Source organism: Rheinheimera marina, assembly GCF_042654345.1.
Lineage (GTDB): Bacteria > Pseudomonadota > Gammaproteobacteria > Enterobacterales > Alteromonadaceae > Pararheinheimera > Pararheinheimera marina.
The window spans coordinates 75,588-89,670 of the sequence record NZ_JBHSGB010000006.1; the positions used below are offsets into that span (position 1 = coordinate 75,588).

14 protein-coding genes and 1 riboswitch are annotated in these 14,083 nt (G+C 52.1%); of the genes, 5 read left to right on the forward strand and 9 right to left on the reverse strand.

The window, feature by feature from the left end:
• Window positions 1-14 precede the first annotated feature (14 nt).
• Window positions 15-232: riboswitch (cobalamin riboswitch) on the reverse strand.
• A gap of 74 nt (window positions 233-306) precedes the next feature.
• Window positions 307-789, reverse strand: coding sequence for a YajQ family cyclic di-GMP-binding protein (locus tag ACFO3I_RS06280; protein WP_377332640.1), 483 nt, complete (start codon window positions 787-789; stop codon window positions 307-309).
• Window positions 790-870: 81 nt separating this feature from the next.
• Here ACFO3I_RS06280 and ACFO3I_RS06285 point away from each other — a divergent pair, with 81 nt between their 5' ends.
• Both ACFO3I_RS06285 and ACFO3I_RS06290 read left to right on the forward strand, forming a co-directional pair.
• Complete coding sequence (locus ACFO3I_RS06285; RefSeq protein WP_377332642.1) at window positions 871-1,233, forward strand: VanZ family protein; 363 nt, start codon at window positions 871-873, stop codon at window positions 1,231-1,233.
• Window positions 1,230-2,111 carry a ketopantoate reductase family protein gene (locus ACFO3I_RS06290; RefSeq protein ID WP_377332644.1) on the forward strand — a complete coding sequence of 294 codons (882 nt, stop codon included), beginning with the start codon at window positions 1,230-1,232 and terminating at the stop codon, window positions 2,109-2,111. The genes ACFO3I_RS06285 and ACFO3I_RS06290 overlap by 4 nt, the downstream gene beginning before the upstream one ends.
• Before the next feature lie 27 nt (window positions 2,112-2,138).
• Here ACFO3I_RS06290 and thiI read toward each other — a convergent pair whose 3' ends face one another.
• From thiI to pomA, 3 genes are all read right to left on the reverse strand, one after another.
• Window positions 2,139-3,602, reverse strand: a complete 1,464-nt coding sequence (thiI, locus tag ACFO3I_RS06295; protein ID WP_377332646.1) for a tRNA uracil 4-sulfurtransferase ThiI — start codon at window positions 3,600-3,602, stop codon at window positions 2,139-2,141.
• A gap of 84 nt (window positions 3,603-3,686) precedes the next feature.
• The gene (locus ACFO3I_RS06300; RefSeq protein ID WP_377332648.1) at window positions 3,687-4,625 is read right to left on the reverse strand and encodes a flagellar motor protein MotB; all 939 of its coding nucleotides are present in this window, start codon (window positions 4,623-4,625) and stop codon (window positions 3,687-3,689) included.
• Between the two features lie 11 nt (window positions 4,626-4,636).
• Window positions 4,637-5,404, reverse strand: a complete 768-nt coding sequence (pomA, locus tag ACFO3I_RS06305) for a flagellar motor protein PomA (RefSeq protein WP_377332650.1) — start codon at window positions 5,402-5,404, stop codon at window positions 4,637-4,639.
• 189 nt (window positions 5,405-5,593) lie between these two features.
• Here pomA and xseB point away from each other — a divergent pair, with 189 nt between their 5' ends.
• The 3 genes from xseB to dxs are packed head-to-tail and all read left to right on the forward strand — an operon-like array spanning window position 5,594 to window position 8,604.
• On the forward strand, window positions 5,594-5,836 hold the full coding sequence (gene xseB / locus ACFO3I_RS06310) for an exodeoxyribonuclease VII small subunit (RefSeq protein WP_377332652.1): 243 nt from the start codon (window positions 5,594-5,596) through the stop codon (window positions 5,834-5,836).
• Between the two features lie 3 nt (window positions 5,837-5,839).
• Window positions 5,840-6,724 (forward strand): (2E,6E)-farnesyl diphosphate synthase, encoded by an 885-nt coding sequence (gene ispA / locus ACFO3I_RS06315; protein ID WP_377332654.1) that lies wholly within the window; start codon window positions 5,840-5,842, stop codon window positions 6,722-6,724.
• Window positions 6,725-6,738: 14 nt separating this feature from the next.
• A complete protein-coding gene (gene dxs, locus ACFO3I_RS06320; RefSeq protein WP_377332656.1) occupies window positions 6,739-8,604 on the forward strand; it encodes a 1-deoxy-D-xylulose-5-phosphate synthase in 1,866 nt (621 codons plus the stop codon).
• A 21-nt stretch (window positions 8,605-8,625) separates the two neighbouring features.
• Here the strand turns inward: dxs and ACFO3I_RS06325 are convergent, their stop codons facing one another.
• The 5 genes from ACFO3I_RS06325 to ribH are packed head-to-tail and all read right to left on the reverse strand — an operon-like array spanning window position 8,626 to window position 14,046.
• Window positions 8,626-11,658 carry a ligand-binding sensor domain-containing diguanylate cyclase gene (locus ACFO3I_RS06325; protein WP_377332658.1) on the reverse strand — a complete coding sequence of 1,011 codons (3,033 nt, stop codon included), beginning with the start codon at window positions 11,656-11,658 and terminating at the stop codon, window positions 8,626-8,628.
• A 31-nt stretch (window positions 11,659-11,689) separates the two neighbouring features.
• The gene (locus ACFO3I_RS06330; protein WP_377332660.1) at window positions 11,690-12,169 is read right to left on the reverse strand and encodes a phosphatidylglycerophosphatase A family protein; all 480 of its coding nucleotides are present in this window, start codon (window positions 12,167-12,169) and stop codon (window positions 11,690-11,692) included.
• Window positions 12,169-13,128, reverse strand: coding sequence for a thiamine-phosphate kinase (gene thiL / locus ACFO3I_RS06335; protein WP_377332662.1), 960 nt, complete (start codon window positions 13,126-13,128; stop codon window positions 12,169-12,171). Before thiL ends, ACFO3I_RS06330 begins: the two co-directional genes overlap by 1 nt.
• A 30-nt stretch (window positions 13,129-13,158) precedes the next feature.
• Complete coding sequence (nusB, locus tag ACFO3I_RS06340) at window positions 13,159-13,572, reverse strand: transcription antitermination factor NusB (RefSeq protein WP_377332663.1); 414 nt, start codon at window positions 13,570-13,572, stop codon at window positions 13,159-13,161.
• A 3-nt stretch (window positions 13,573-13,575) separates the two neighbouring features.
• On the reverse strand, window positions 13,576-14,046 hold the full coding sequence (gene ribH, locus ACFO3I_RS06345; protein ID WP_377332664.1) for a 6,7-dimethyl-8-ribityllumazine synthase: 471 nt from the start codon (window positions 14,044-14,046) through the stop codon (window positions 13,576-13,578).
• Window positions 14,047-14,083 lie beyond the last annotated feature (37 nt).

Genomic DNA, 14,083 nt, shown 5'->3' on the forward strand with positions numbered 1-14,083 from the left:
CCGCGCCTGATTTAGGTTGATAGGTCTTTCAGGCCGGTCTCCGGGCTGACCTCAGGCAATCTGCAATCACAGGTCCTTCCCATTGGCTGGATGCCAACAGTGGACACTGCAATCAACCGGCAAGAACCGGCTCTGGGGTGTACCGTTGCGGGGGCAGCTCTGGATTTACACCAGATTCCCGTTTCACACCACCACTGTGTTGTGGCAGCGCACCTGAAAAAAACGCGGCCACAGTGTAGCGGCCGCAATTAAAAAGTCAATTAGAAATCCAGACGTCTAAAAATAATAGCGACTGGTCAGAATGAATTAGTCGCGGAAGTTCTGATACTGGAATGGCTGGCCTAAATCGCTGGCGCGGATATGGGCAATAGCTTCCTGTAAATCATCACGTTTTTTGCCGCTGACCCGCACTTCATCGCCCTGAATGGCCGCTTGTACCTTTATTTTGCTGTCTTTCAGCATTTTGACGATTTTCTTCGCCATCTCAGTCTCAATGCCTTGTTTGACACTGACCAGCTGGCTGTAGGTCTTGCCGGAATGCACCACTTTCTCTTCGGTAAACGAACGCACGTCCAGGTTACGTTTCACTGCTTTGGCCAGAAACATTTCAAACATTTGTTGCAACTGGTATTCCGATTCCGCCGTCATGCTGACTTGTTTGTCTTTCAGCTCAAAGCTGGCCTGAACGCCTCGGAAGTCGAAACGGGTGGCTAATTCACGGTTGGAGTTTTCCACCGCATTTAAAATTTCCTGTTGTTCCACTTTGGATACGATGTCAAAAGACGGCATAGGGCTTCTCCTTGTTTTGGCTGGTGATTATAACGTTAAAACTGATACAATCCGAGCAGGTCTTTTTACAACGAGCTCTGTGTGAAACGTCATCTTTATCATGTGATCTGTCTGCTGGGGTTTGCTGCCGTTACCTATGGCTTTCTGACAGAAATCAAAAACAGTGGTCTGAACCTGAACCAGTACGACAAGCATCTGCACTTTGTCATTTTCTTTGGTCTCTCGGCATTGCTGCAATGGAGCTATAAACCCAGGTTGTGGCAGGCCGTGTTGTTACTGGCCAGTTATGGTGTCGCCATTGAGTGGCTACAACAAACCTTTACCCGCGGCCGTAAAGCTGACCTGTGGGATTGGGTCGCCGATCTGGCCGGGGTTGCCACTTTCTACCTGCTGTTTTACATCTGGCGAGTCTGGCGTATTCGCCGCCACGGTCACCGGCTGTGACCCAGGCATGGACTGTGGTGGGCCAGGGAGCTATCGGCTTGCTGGCCGCCAGTCGTTTGCATCTGGCTGGTTACCAGGTGCAACTGTTTCGCCGCACTGCAGGGCCCTTTCGTTATCAGTTTGAGCAGGCGGACGCCCTGCATTCTATCCAACTCAACGCCGCCCAAGCGCCAATTTCGCTGCTGTTAGTCCCGGTGAAAGCCTATGCCGTGCTGAGCGCCCTGCAGCAGTTACTGCCCTTACTCAGCCCTGACGCACAAATTGCGCTTTGCCACAATGGCATGGGCAGCATTGAACAGGTGTTGCCCTTGTTACAACCGCAACAAGGCTTGTGGTTTGTCAGCACCAGTCAGGCCACCTTTAAACCCACTGCGCAGCAGATCAGGCACAGTGGCCAGGGCCCGTCTTACCTTGCCTGTATCAAAGCAACAGCGCCGCATTATGCGGACCTTGTGCGCTCAGCAATGGCGGTGGCTTTTGAACCTTTAACACCAGTTGACGATATTCAACCTTTGTTGTGGCGGAAATTGGCCGTTAACAGCGTGATTAACCCGCTGACTGCTTTGCATCAGGTGCCAAATGGTGAATTGGCCAAACCAGAATTTCAGCCGCAGATCAGCGCGTTGCTTCAAGAGTTTATTGAGGTTGCAACAGCATGCGGTCAGAAGTTTGAGTTCGACGAAATCAGCACACAGGTCCAATCGGTGATCCATAACACCGCGGCCAATTACTCATCAATGCAGCAGGACAAAGCCCATGGCAGGCCGCTGGAACTGGACGCCATTACTGGCTACCTGTTAAAGCGGGCGAAAGCGGCAGGTCTGACCCTGCCGACACATCAGGCCTTGTATCAGGCCCTGCACCAGCAGAGCCTTTAGCAAAGACCCAGCGAAGAAAAAGACGCGTTAGATGCTGTCGTCACCGCGGTACACACCGACGTTCTTGTAACCTTGTTCGGCCAGTAACAACGCCTGTAAGCGGCTCATTACGCCACGCTTGCAGTACAGGAAGTACTGCTTGTTCTGATCCAAAGCTGAAAATTGTGAAGCCAGACGGAAAAACGGCAGCTCCTGCACCTGATGACTGGCCTGCAGTGGTTGATCATCGGCTTCTTCCGGCGCCCGGATATCCAGGATCACCGCATCTGCCGCCATCTGCTGTTCATCCAGCACCGTTTGCACCTGCTGATCGGCCTGGTATTCGACGGTGCGGATATCCATCACTTTGGCGTCGATGGCCAGTTGCTCCAGCATGGCCAAATCCAGCGCTTGTTCGGCACGCTCCACGTCGGACAATTTGGCACTGACCGTCGGGTTCTTCGAAATCACACCACAGTACTCTGGCATGGTTTTCGCCATATCTTCAGCGCCAATTTTGCGGCATAAATCAACAATTTCCTGTTTGTCCTGCGCCAGTAACGGCCGCAGCACCAGGGTTTCAGTGGCACGGTCAATCACGTTCAGGTTGGTGATGGTCTGGCTGGCCACCTGACCAATACTTTCGCCTGTCACAACCGCCTGGATCCCCAAACGCTCGGCCACCACAGCAGCGGCGCGCATCATCTGACGCTTCAGTACCACGCCCATCAGGCCATTGTCGATTTTCTCGAGGATTTCATTCACCACAGGGGCAAAATCAACGCTGACAAATTTCACCTTATGGGACAACGAAAACTTCTGCCACAGGTAGAACGCCATTTGCCGCACACCGGTTTCATGCGCCGGACCACCCAGATTAAAAAACAGGTAATGGGTGCGTAAGCCTTTACGGATCATCAGGTAACTGGCCACGGCCGAGTCAAAACCACCGGAGATTAATGACAGCACATCGGTCTGGCTTGGAATTGGAAAACCACCCATACCATCATAGACTTCGCTGACCAGCAGCAGCTTATCTTTGCGGATTTCCAGCAGCACAGTAACATCCGGCTTTTTCAGCTGAACCCGCGCCGATTCAATATGCTGGTTCAAGCCACCGCCAATGTAGCGCTCGGCGTCCAACGAGCTGAACTCATGATTGCCCTGACGACGCACCCGCACACAAAAGCTTTTGCCTTCCAGCCGCTCGCGATACACCGGCAGTACTTTTTCAAAAATGTCGTGCAATGAACTGAAGCCGCTCGATTGCATGGCCATAAATTGCAAAATGCCGGGAATGCATTGCAGGTGTTCCACCATACGTTGCTGCAACCTGGCGTCATCCGACGGACAGCGCACCACCAGATGGTCGTAATTATTTTGAACCTTCACTTCCGGGTGCAGGCGCAACAAAATGGTTTTTAAGTTTTGTTCCAGTAACTTCGTTTGACGCTTACGCACCGACTGCGATTTAATCGAAATTTCCGGATGCAGTTTAATTAAAAATTCCATCAGCTGACTCTGTACTCAAAAGGGGCCTGCACAAAAGGGCCTGAAAAAGAAAGGCGCGGATTATACCGCGCCCTGCCCCGACTGTCAGTTGCTTTGAGGTTTGGGCTCCAGACTTATAGGTTCAGACTCTTTGGCCTTGCCTTGCATAATGGAAATTTCAACCCGACGATTACGTTTGCGGTTGTCTGGACTGTCATTGGGCACCAGTGGCCTGGTATCGGCATGCCCCACCACCACCAGCCGGTTTTTATCAAAACCTGGTGCCTTGATCATTTCTGACGCCACCGACACGGCCCGGGCAGCGGATAAATCCCAGTTATTGCTGTGCAGCTCGTCTGCAACCTGGTCGTCGTCGGTATGACCGGACACAGTAATTTCACCCGGCACATCTTTAATCAGCGCGCCAATTTCCTGGATGATCGGTTTAAAGCGAGGCTGTAAAAAGGACGAACCGGACGGGAAAGAGCCGTTTTCACGGATACGGATAATGATCTGCTGGCCCAGCGATTCCAGCTCAATAGCACCGTCCATAATTTGCTTTTCCAGTTGTTCAGCAATTTTTTTCAGCAGCTCGTTGGTTTGCTCCTGCATTTCACCAGCCATAGACTCTGGGTTGTCCAATGGCTCTTCGGCGGTGCTGGTCGACTGACCTCCGGTTTTATCTTCGCGTTGTTCCTGCCGGCCACCGGCCGAATCTTCTTTGCCCGCCTGGAAGTTCAGCATTTGCTGGGTCATTTCCACCGTTTGTTGCTGAATCGAATCAATAGGCGTTGGATCAGGGCGGCCAGGGCGAAACTCCATTGCAATCACACTGGTGCCTTTGGGAATATCTTTTACTTCAATTTTGTTTTGCACACCAAAGGCATATTGCATGGAACCGGCAATTTGTTTGAACTTGAGTACGTCCATCTCAGAAAACGACAGTAGCAACACGAAAAAACACATCAGCAATGACATTAAATCGGCAAAGGTCCCCATGTAAGCTGGCAAGCCGGGAGGCGGGCATTTTTTACATTTTGCCATCAGATCAGCTCCTACTCGGCCGGTGCCACTTCACGTTTTTTCGACGCCAGATAATTACGCAACAGACTCTCGATCACTTTAGGGTTCTGCCCATCCTGAATGCCCATAATGGCGTCCAGGATCAATTCACTGTTGGTTTTCTCTTCTTCGTTGCGAACTGCCATTTTTTCAGACAAAGGCAGGAAAATACAGTTGGCCTGAATGGCGCCGTACAAAGTTGTTAACAAAGCAACCGCCATAGCCGGGCCTATGGCTTTCGGATCCGACATATTCGACAACATCGCCACCAGACCAATCAGGGTGCCGATCATGCCCATTGCCGGACCCAGGTCACCCAGTTGCTTAAAAACACCTATGGCTGCTTCATGCCGGCTATAGGTCAGTTCAATATCTTTTTCCAGCGTGCCACGTACCACATCCGCATCATGACCATCCACCAGCATATTGATGCCTTTTTGCATAAAAGGGTTTGGGATTTCAGCCTCTTCCAATGCAAGGAATCCGCCTTTACGGGCAGAGTCAGCCAGCTGAACTGCTTTTTCTATCAGCTCTTCCGGCGACTCAATCTTAAACATAAAGGCTTTGCCAATGGCCTTCATCGCGTCAGCCAGTTGCGAAAAGGTGAACTTCATGATCACCGCAGTAAAACTGCCGCCAAATACAATAACGATAGACACGAAGTCGTAGAACATGCCTATGCTGCCACTGGAGCTGAGCCACATAGCCCAGACCATCATGCCCATAGTCGCAATCAAACCTATGACGGTTGCTAAATCCACGGTTTATCCCCCAAAAACGACCGGCAAATTTTCGGTTTTATCTTAGCTTATAATGAGTTATCGGCAAAACTATGGGATAGTTGAACAAGAATTTCAGTGCTCAACTGATTTATCCTTTCCCAAGCTGCAGCAGATTGCTCATAATAACGCGCTCAGCTTGGGTTGCACACCGACTTTCGGGCAAAAACAATGACAAAGAAAAAAACAGATTTCAGCCAATTCGAACAAGGCTTGTCCGAACTGGAGCAGATAGTACAGCAACTGGAACAAGGCGATCTGCAGCTTGACCAGGCGCTGGCACAATTTGAACGTGGTATTACGCTAGTCCGCCAGAGCCAGCAGCAGCTGCAAGCCGCTCAACAGAAAGTGCAGATTTTGCTGGAACAGCAAGGTGAAGAATCGCTGCAACCATTCAGCGGTGCAGAGGATTAACACATGCTGGTTGCCTTATCTCATTATCAACAACGACTGGAACAGCAACTGACTCAGCAACTGGACGCCCGCCCCCTGACGGACCCGGTGCTATTGCAAGCCATGCGTTACAGCCTGTTGCTTGGCGGTAAACGCCTGCGCCCTTATTTAGTCTACAGTTGCGGTCAGATGCTCGGTGCCAGCCTGACCGATCTGGACGGTCCTGCTTGTGCTATTGAAGCGCTGCATACCTACTCGCTGATCCATGACGACCTGCCTGCCATGGACAACGATGACTTGCGCCGCGGTAAACCGACCTGTCATAAAGCCTTTGATGAAGCCAACGCCATTCTGGCCGGTGACGCGCTGCAGGCGCTGGCCTTTGAATGGCTCAGCCTGCACCCGTACCAGAATGTTGCGCCCAACCGCATTGTCGCTATGGTGCAACAACTGGCGTTGCAATCCGGCTACAACGGCATGTGCGGTGGTCAGGCCATCGATTTGGCGCACACAGATAAAAAGATGACGCTGGACGCGCTGGAGCAGATGCACCAGTTAAAAACCGGCGCCTTAATTGAGTGCGCCATTCGCTTTGCCTATCTGGCAAGCCCGGTCGACAACGAGCAGCATCTGGCTGCACTGGTCCGCTACAGCCGCGCTATTGGTCTGGCGTTTCAGGTGCAGGATGACATTCTGGATATTGAAGGCGACACCGCCGTGCTTGGCAAAACCGCAGGCTCCGATCAGAAAGCCAACAAAGCCACCTACCCCGCTTTACTGGGTCTGCCACAGGCAAAACAAAAGGCAATTCAGCTGGTCGAACAAGCTCAGGCTGAGTTACACTCCTTGCCTTATGACACCACAGCACTGGCCGGACTGGCGCAGTATGTGATCGCTCGACAGTATTAATACAGGCATTTTTCATGGCTTCAGAAGTTCACGATTTTTCTCTATTGGCCCAAGCCAGCTGGCCAGCTGAACTCCGTCAGCTCCCTCAGGATCAGCTGGTTCAGCTCTGTGATGAGCTGCGCGCTTTTCTGCTGAAAACCGTCAGCCAGAGCAGTGGCCATTTTGCTTCAGGTCTTGGCACCATAGAACTGACGACTGCACTGCATTATGTGTACAACACTCCATTCGACCGCCTGATTTGGGACGTCGGCCACCAGGCCTACCCGCACAAAATTCTGACAGGACGCCGCGACCAGATGCACAGCATCCGGCAAAAAGACGGCCTGCATCCGTTTCCCTGGCGTGAAGAAAGTGAATACGATGTGTTGAGTGTCGGTCACTCAAGCACCTCGATCAGTGCGGCTTTGGGCATGGCCATTGCTGCCAGAGCAGAACAAAAAAACCGCAAAGTCGTGGCCGTTATTGGTGATGGCGCTATTACCGCTGGTATGGCGTTTGAGGCGCTGAACCATGCCGGTGAAGTGAAACCCGACATGCTGGTAGTGCTGAACGACAACGAAATGTCGATTTCAGAAAACGTCGGTGCACTGAACCGCTATTTTGCCCGCATTTTATCCGGAAATTTCTACACCAACCTGCGCGAAGGCGGTAAAAAAATTCTGCGTAATGTGCCACCTTTGCATGAGCTGGCCAGTCGCGCGGAAGAGCACTTTAAAGGCATGGTCACCCCTGGCACCTTTTTCGAAGAGCTGGGGTTTAACTACATTGGTCCGATTGACGGCCACGATGTGGTGAGTCTGGTCGACACCATTCGCAATATGCGCAACATGAAAGGCCCTCAGTTGCTGCATGTGGTGACGAAAAAAGGCAAGGGCTACCTACCTGCGGAAAAAGACCCTATTGGTTACCATGCGGTCAGCAAATTTGACCCAACAGCCAATAAACAACCCGAGAAAAAAGCCAGCAAACCCAGCTTCTCCAATGTGTTTGGTCAGTGGATTTGCGATATGGCGGCCGCCGACAGCAAGCTGATGGGCATTACCCCGGCGATGCGTGAAGGTTCGGATCTGGTGCGTTTTTCCCGCGATTTCCCGGAGCGTTACTTTGATGTCGCCATAGCAGAACAGCATGCAGTCACATTGGCGGCAGGTATGGCGATTGAAGGCCTGAAGCCTGTGGTCGCCATTTACTCCAGCTTCCTGCAGCGCGGCTATGATCAACTGATCCATGACGTAGCACTGCAAAATCTGGATGTGCTGTTTGCGGTGGACCGGGCTGGCGTGGTCGGTGCCGATGGCCCAACTCACCAGGGCGCCTTTGATATCAGCTTTATGCGCTGCATCCCAAATATGCTGGTGATGGTGCCGTCTGATGAAAACGAATGTCGTCAGCTGCTGTATACCGGCTATATGCACCAGGGCCCAGCTGCAGTGCGTTACCCTCGTGGTGTCGGTTCTGGTATCACACCAGAGGCTCAGATGCAGGCACTGCCGGTCGGCAAAGGCCTGATTCGCCGTCAGGGCGAGAAAGTCGCATTGCTGGTGTTTGGCCCACTGCTGCAACAAGCCATTCCAGTCGCCGAGCAGTTAAACGCCACTTTGGTTGATATGCGTTTTGTTAAACCACTGGATCAAACACTGTTACGGACCTTAAGTCAGGACCACAGCCATTTTGTCACCATTGAAGACAATGCGTTGATGGGCGGCGCAGGCTCAGCCGTTAATGAGTTCTGCATTGCCGGGCAATTGCCGGTGCGCCTGTGCAACCTGGCGCTGCCGGATCAGTTTATTAAACACGGCACTCAGGAGCAGATCTATGCTGAACTGGGCCTGGACAGCGCAGGTTTACTGCAGTCCATTCAGAGTTTTCTGGCCCGTTAATTGTTGCGGTACAGCTATCGCTTAAGGGCGATAGCTGTACACTTCAAACCAGGCCATGCCATCGGCCAGCAATTTCTCCACCAGCTGCTCAATATGACCGGCATCTTCAAACTCAAAGGCATCCACCTGAGCATCAAAACTCAAACAGGCATTGCCATTACGTCCAGATACTTTCACCCGTTTGCCGGCAATTTCGGCCAGCTGCAGCGAGATCTCCCAGGAGATCAGTTGCCCACCCAACAAGTCCAACGGGAAGCAGGCATAACCAATAGAACAGCTTAACGCCAATGACTGTCCGTCTGGTGTGACAAACAGGTGTGCAGCCAGCTTCTGATTCCATTGACGGGCATAATCAGCCACTGCCGTTTGCTGCACATCACGCAGTACCAGCACAAACTGCTCTCCAGCATAGCGCACGACATAATCCGCTCCGCGGCTCTCCCGCAGCAATAAAGCACTGACTTGCTGCAGAATAGCGTCACCCACACTGTTGCCATGCATGTCGTTAATTTGCTTAAAGTGATCCAAATCCAGATGCAGCAACGCCATGCACTTGCCTTGCTGCAACATGGTTTCACGGTTCTGCTGGTACTGCTCGGCGTCTTTCGGCAGCTGTTCAAACAAGAAGCGTCGGTTGCGTAAACCTGTTAACGCGTCCTTATGGGTCAGTTGCTGCAGTTGTTCATTCAGCTCATACAAGCGCTCGTTGCTGCTTTGCAACTCCGACGTTCGCTGGCTCACCAGCTTACTGAGCTCCTGTTGCTGCTGAATGCTCTTGCGCCGCCATCCCCAGGCAGATGCATACAACAGCAACAGCAGCAGCAATACCCACAATCCCTGATACACCAGGGTTTCGTTGAATAACCGAGGAACCACCAATTCCAGATGTTGCTGCTGTTCAGCCGACCAGGCTTGCCCGCTATACCTGGCCTGCAACTCAAAGCTGTAAGCACCGGGTGGTAAGTTGGTATAAATGGCCTCGCGCCGTTGTCCTGCGTATTGCCAGAGTTGATCAAAACCGTTCAGGCGATAGCGAAATTCGACGTCGTTGCTCTTCCGGAACTCCAGCGCGCTGTAATGCAAAGAGACATTGCGGTCGGACAATTCCAGCACCAGCCGATGTTGTTCTGGCTGCAGCAGGTAAACCTCCCGCCCAACCACAGACTGCAACAAAGGTTTCAGTTTTTTATCCGACAAAGCTTTCAGGTCAAGTGGTACTGCCACCAGACCTTTTAAACTCGGATACCACAGCTGGTTTTGCCACAGCGCAACTTTACTGTGACCAGAGCCGTTGCAGCACCGCCCAGGGGCTGCGCCAAGCTGACGGTCATAAGGGGTCAGCACCTGTTCAAATGGGGGAATATGCTCTTCGTCCCCATCAAGCTCTGCGGCGTTCACTCTGAAAATGCCTTTGAGCGAGCTGGCCCACAGCAGCTTGGCTTTTGCGTCAAACCACAGACTAACTACAGGCTCCTGCGGCAAACCATTACTGCTGGAAAACTGTCGCCATAACCCAGCCACAGAGCGGACAAACAAGCCATCATCCAGCGTAGCGACCAGCAAACGTTTGTCTGGCAAGGTTAAAATAGCCGTAATATAGGCGCCGTATAAGGAGGTGCCGACCCCAACTCTGCTGAGCTTTTGCTGCTCATGCCAATACAAGCCGCCTGTCGTCCCCACATACAAACCTGCCCTGGTCGCTTCAATCACTGTGACAAAATTAGATTCCAGTTCGGCATTAAATGATGCCGCTTCTAAGCGCTGGCCATCGTAATGGAACAGACCGGTTGCACCACCAAACCACAGGCCACCTTGCAGGCTTGGCTGCACAACCCGCAACTGAACGTCTGCCAGCCCGGCAAAGGGTTGACTGAGCTGGCCACTGTCAGGGTCAAACCTCAGTAACCCCCGGTCGGTGCCTAACCAAAGTTGTTGCTGAAACTCTGACAAGTCATAGACATTGCGATTCGCCAGCTGCTTGTCGTTCAGCCAGCTATGGAACTGTAAATTCTTGTCCAGCAGCCCAACGCTGCTCTGGGTCGCCAGTAACAGTCCACGTTGCTCTGGGGAATAGCGCACCGAGCGCACTATCGCGTCCCGCTGTCCCTGGCCAACCACTCGCTTTATATGACCAGGTGACGCTCGGAACAGACCTTCACTGAAGCTGGCCAGCCAGATATTCTGTTCGCTGTCTTCAAACACATCACTGAACCAAGGCGAGCTGCTCAGTTCGTCTGAGTTGATCCGCTGCCACTGTTCTTTCGCCTGGCGGTAATACAAGGTGTTATAACTCGACACCCAATCATTGCCGCGACTGTCACGAAATAAGGTGTACACGGGTGAGCTGTCAGTGTGGGGTTCAGGACAGACTTCCAGCTCCATGTTGGCATTCAGATGGAAATAGCCAGACTCGCTGGCCAGATGCAAACTGGTACCGGTCCAGAGCAAATCATAAATTGGGTGCTGTTGCAGCTGAGTAGGTAGTGGAATGCTCAACACCTTCAGATCAGGGCTGATACGATGCAAATGATGCGCTGTACTGACCCAGACATCATCCCCCGCCTTTCTCAGCTGCACCACTGGCTCTTTAATCAGATCAATACGGCTGACTTTCCCTTGACTGACCCTGAACAGGTTCTCGGCCGCGACCCAAACGGCCTGATCAGCCATCTGCACTATGGAGGTCACTTCAGAAAGTATTGGAAAGCGTTCAAATTTCAGGCTACCCGGGTCCACCCCAGCCAGGCCTGCTTTGGTGCCTATCCATAAGTAGCCAGAAGTGTCCAGCAACAACTGATTAATCGAGTTACTGGGTAACTGCCGGATCGTTTTCGAGCTATAGGTGACAAATTGCTGACCATCAAAACGATTGAGCCCATAGGAGGTGCCAACCCAGATGTAGCCTTGCAGATCTTGGCTGACCGCGCGTACAGAATTTGAAGACAAGCCATCAGCGCTGGTCCAGTGTTTGACGTCAAAATCGTAAATGGAAGAAGGCTGGGCAGACAGCCAGAAAGCACAGAGCGCACAGCACAGAGCCAGCCAATAACGCACAACAATCACCGAGTTAAGTTAAAAAATTATCTTAACCAAAAGGCAGGTAAGGCACCAGCAACAAAATAACAGCCAGTGACATCGCACCAGCCAGCATATCGTCCAGCATAATACCCAAGCCACCTGGCACCTTATGGTCCAACAAGCGGATAGGCCAGGGTTTGACGATATCAAAGAAGCGGAACAACACAAATGCAGCCAGTAAATACGGCCATTCGAACGGTAAGGTCCACATGGCCAGGCTAAAGCCAGCCACTTCGTCCCAAACAATAGCGCCGTGGTCATGCTCGCCGATATCCTCAGCGGTTTTACCACAGACATAACAGCCGAGCAGAAACAGCAAACCAACCCAGACCAGTGCCAGCCATGGCGACATTTGCGATTGCAGCCACACCAAAGGAATAGCCGCCAGCGTGCCAAATGTGCCGGGGGCTTTAGGCGCCAGACCGGAACCAAAACCGAGCGCCAGAACGTGCGTCCATTTCTTTAAATCAAAAGCAGGCTTGCTCATCAGAAGTGCTCAAAGCCTTTGTGCTGGTACTGCAACAAGGATTCCCCTTGCTTCAGCTCCAGTTTGCCAGCGACACCGGTGATCCGGCCAATACAGGTCACAGGCACACCATAAGGAGACAACAATACATCCAGTGAGCTGCGGCGGATTTCTGGTACAGTAAACAGCAGTTCATAGTCTTCTCCACCCGACAAGGCCAGCTGTAATGCCTGTTCTGGGCTGCAGCTGTCTTTTAACGCCTGCGACATTGGAATGCGGCTGACATCGATGGAAGCGCCGACACCTGAACGCCGCAGTATATGGTGTATATCACCCGCCAGACCGTCCGACACATCCATCGCACTGCTGGCAATGGTGCGCAGCGCCTGACCCAAGGCAACACGAGCTGTTGGGTAATGAAAACGTTGCAGCAAATGGGCGCGGTGTTTTTTACTGACTTCCACTTGGTTTTGCACCAGTTTCAAGCCCAAAGCCGCATCGCCTAAGGTACCAGTGACATAGAGATAATCACCGACTTTGGCACCGGCGCGGGTCAGCGCTTTGCCTTTAGGCACCTGACCTTTGGCAATCATGGTCAGCGACAACGGACCTTTGGTGGTATCGCCACCAATCAGCTGGCAGTTGTAGTAATCGGCCGTTTCGCTTAAGCCTTCAGCAAAAGCCGTCAACCAGGTTTCATCGACATGAGGTAAAGTCAGGCCCAACGATAGCCAGCAGGGTTCAGCCCCCATAGCCGCCAGGTCGGATACGTTGACTGCCACCAGCTTATGGCCTAAAGCGCGGGGGTCCACATCAGGAAAAAAATGAGTACCTTCAATCATACTGTCGGTGGTCACCACCAAATCACAGCCTTCCCGGACCTGAAGCACAGCCCCATCATCACCAATACCTACAGTGACGTCGGGCCGCTGGCGACCGGCCTGTGCAAAACAACGCTGAATTAACTCAAATTCACCCATAAAAAAGCCGACTTTCGCCGGCTCTCCATTTTATTCAGTCCGTAGGCGTTTAACCGCTTTATCCAGAATGCCGTTGACAAACTTATGGCTGTCTTCGGCGGCAAAGGCTTTAGCCAGCTCAATCGCCTCGTTGATCACCACTTTGTACGGTACATCCACACGGTATTTCAACTCGTATGCTGACACCCGTAACACGGCTTTTTCGACCAGATCAATCTCTTCAAATGGACGGTCTAAAAATGGCTTCAGGATCTCATCCAGAGTGCCATGGTGCACGGCGACTCCGCGCAGCAGGTCTTGAAAATAACCGACATCCAGATGTTTGGTATTTTGTTCCAGCAGTAATTGCTGTTCGATATCACCGACAGGGTTCTTACTGACCTGCCAGCTGTAAACGCCTTGAACGGCCAGGCTTCTGGCCAAACGACGTGCATTAGGTTTCATGCATTATTCCTGGATCTGCGCTACCACGTTAACCATCTCTAAAGCGGACATGGCAGCTTCGCCGCCTTTGTTGCCCATTTTAGTACCGGCACGTTCGATCGCCTGTTCAATACTTTCAACGGTCAGAACGCCAAATGCGACAGGGACGCTGTACTGCATCATCACCTGAGCCAGGCCTTTGGTACATTCGCCAGCGACATACTCAAAATGTGGCGTTCCACCACGGATCACTGCGCCCAGCGCAATAATCGCGTCATATTTTTTACTGGCAGCCACTTTCTGTACCGCCAGTGGCATTTCAAAAGCGCCAGGTACGCGGATCACAGTAATATCCTGGTCAGCAATATCACCGACACGTTTTAACGTATCAACAGCGCCTTCCAGTAAGCTTTCCACGATAAAGCTGTTAAAACGGGCGACCACAATAGCGAATTTTTTTCCTTTGGCGGTTAAGCCAGCTTCAATCACTTGCATGGAAAATCCTCATTGCACCTGGGTTTGAAAAAAACGG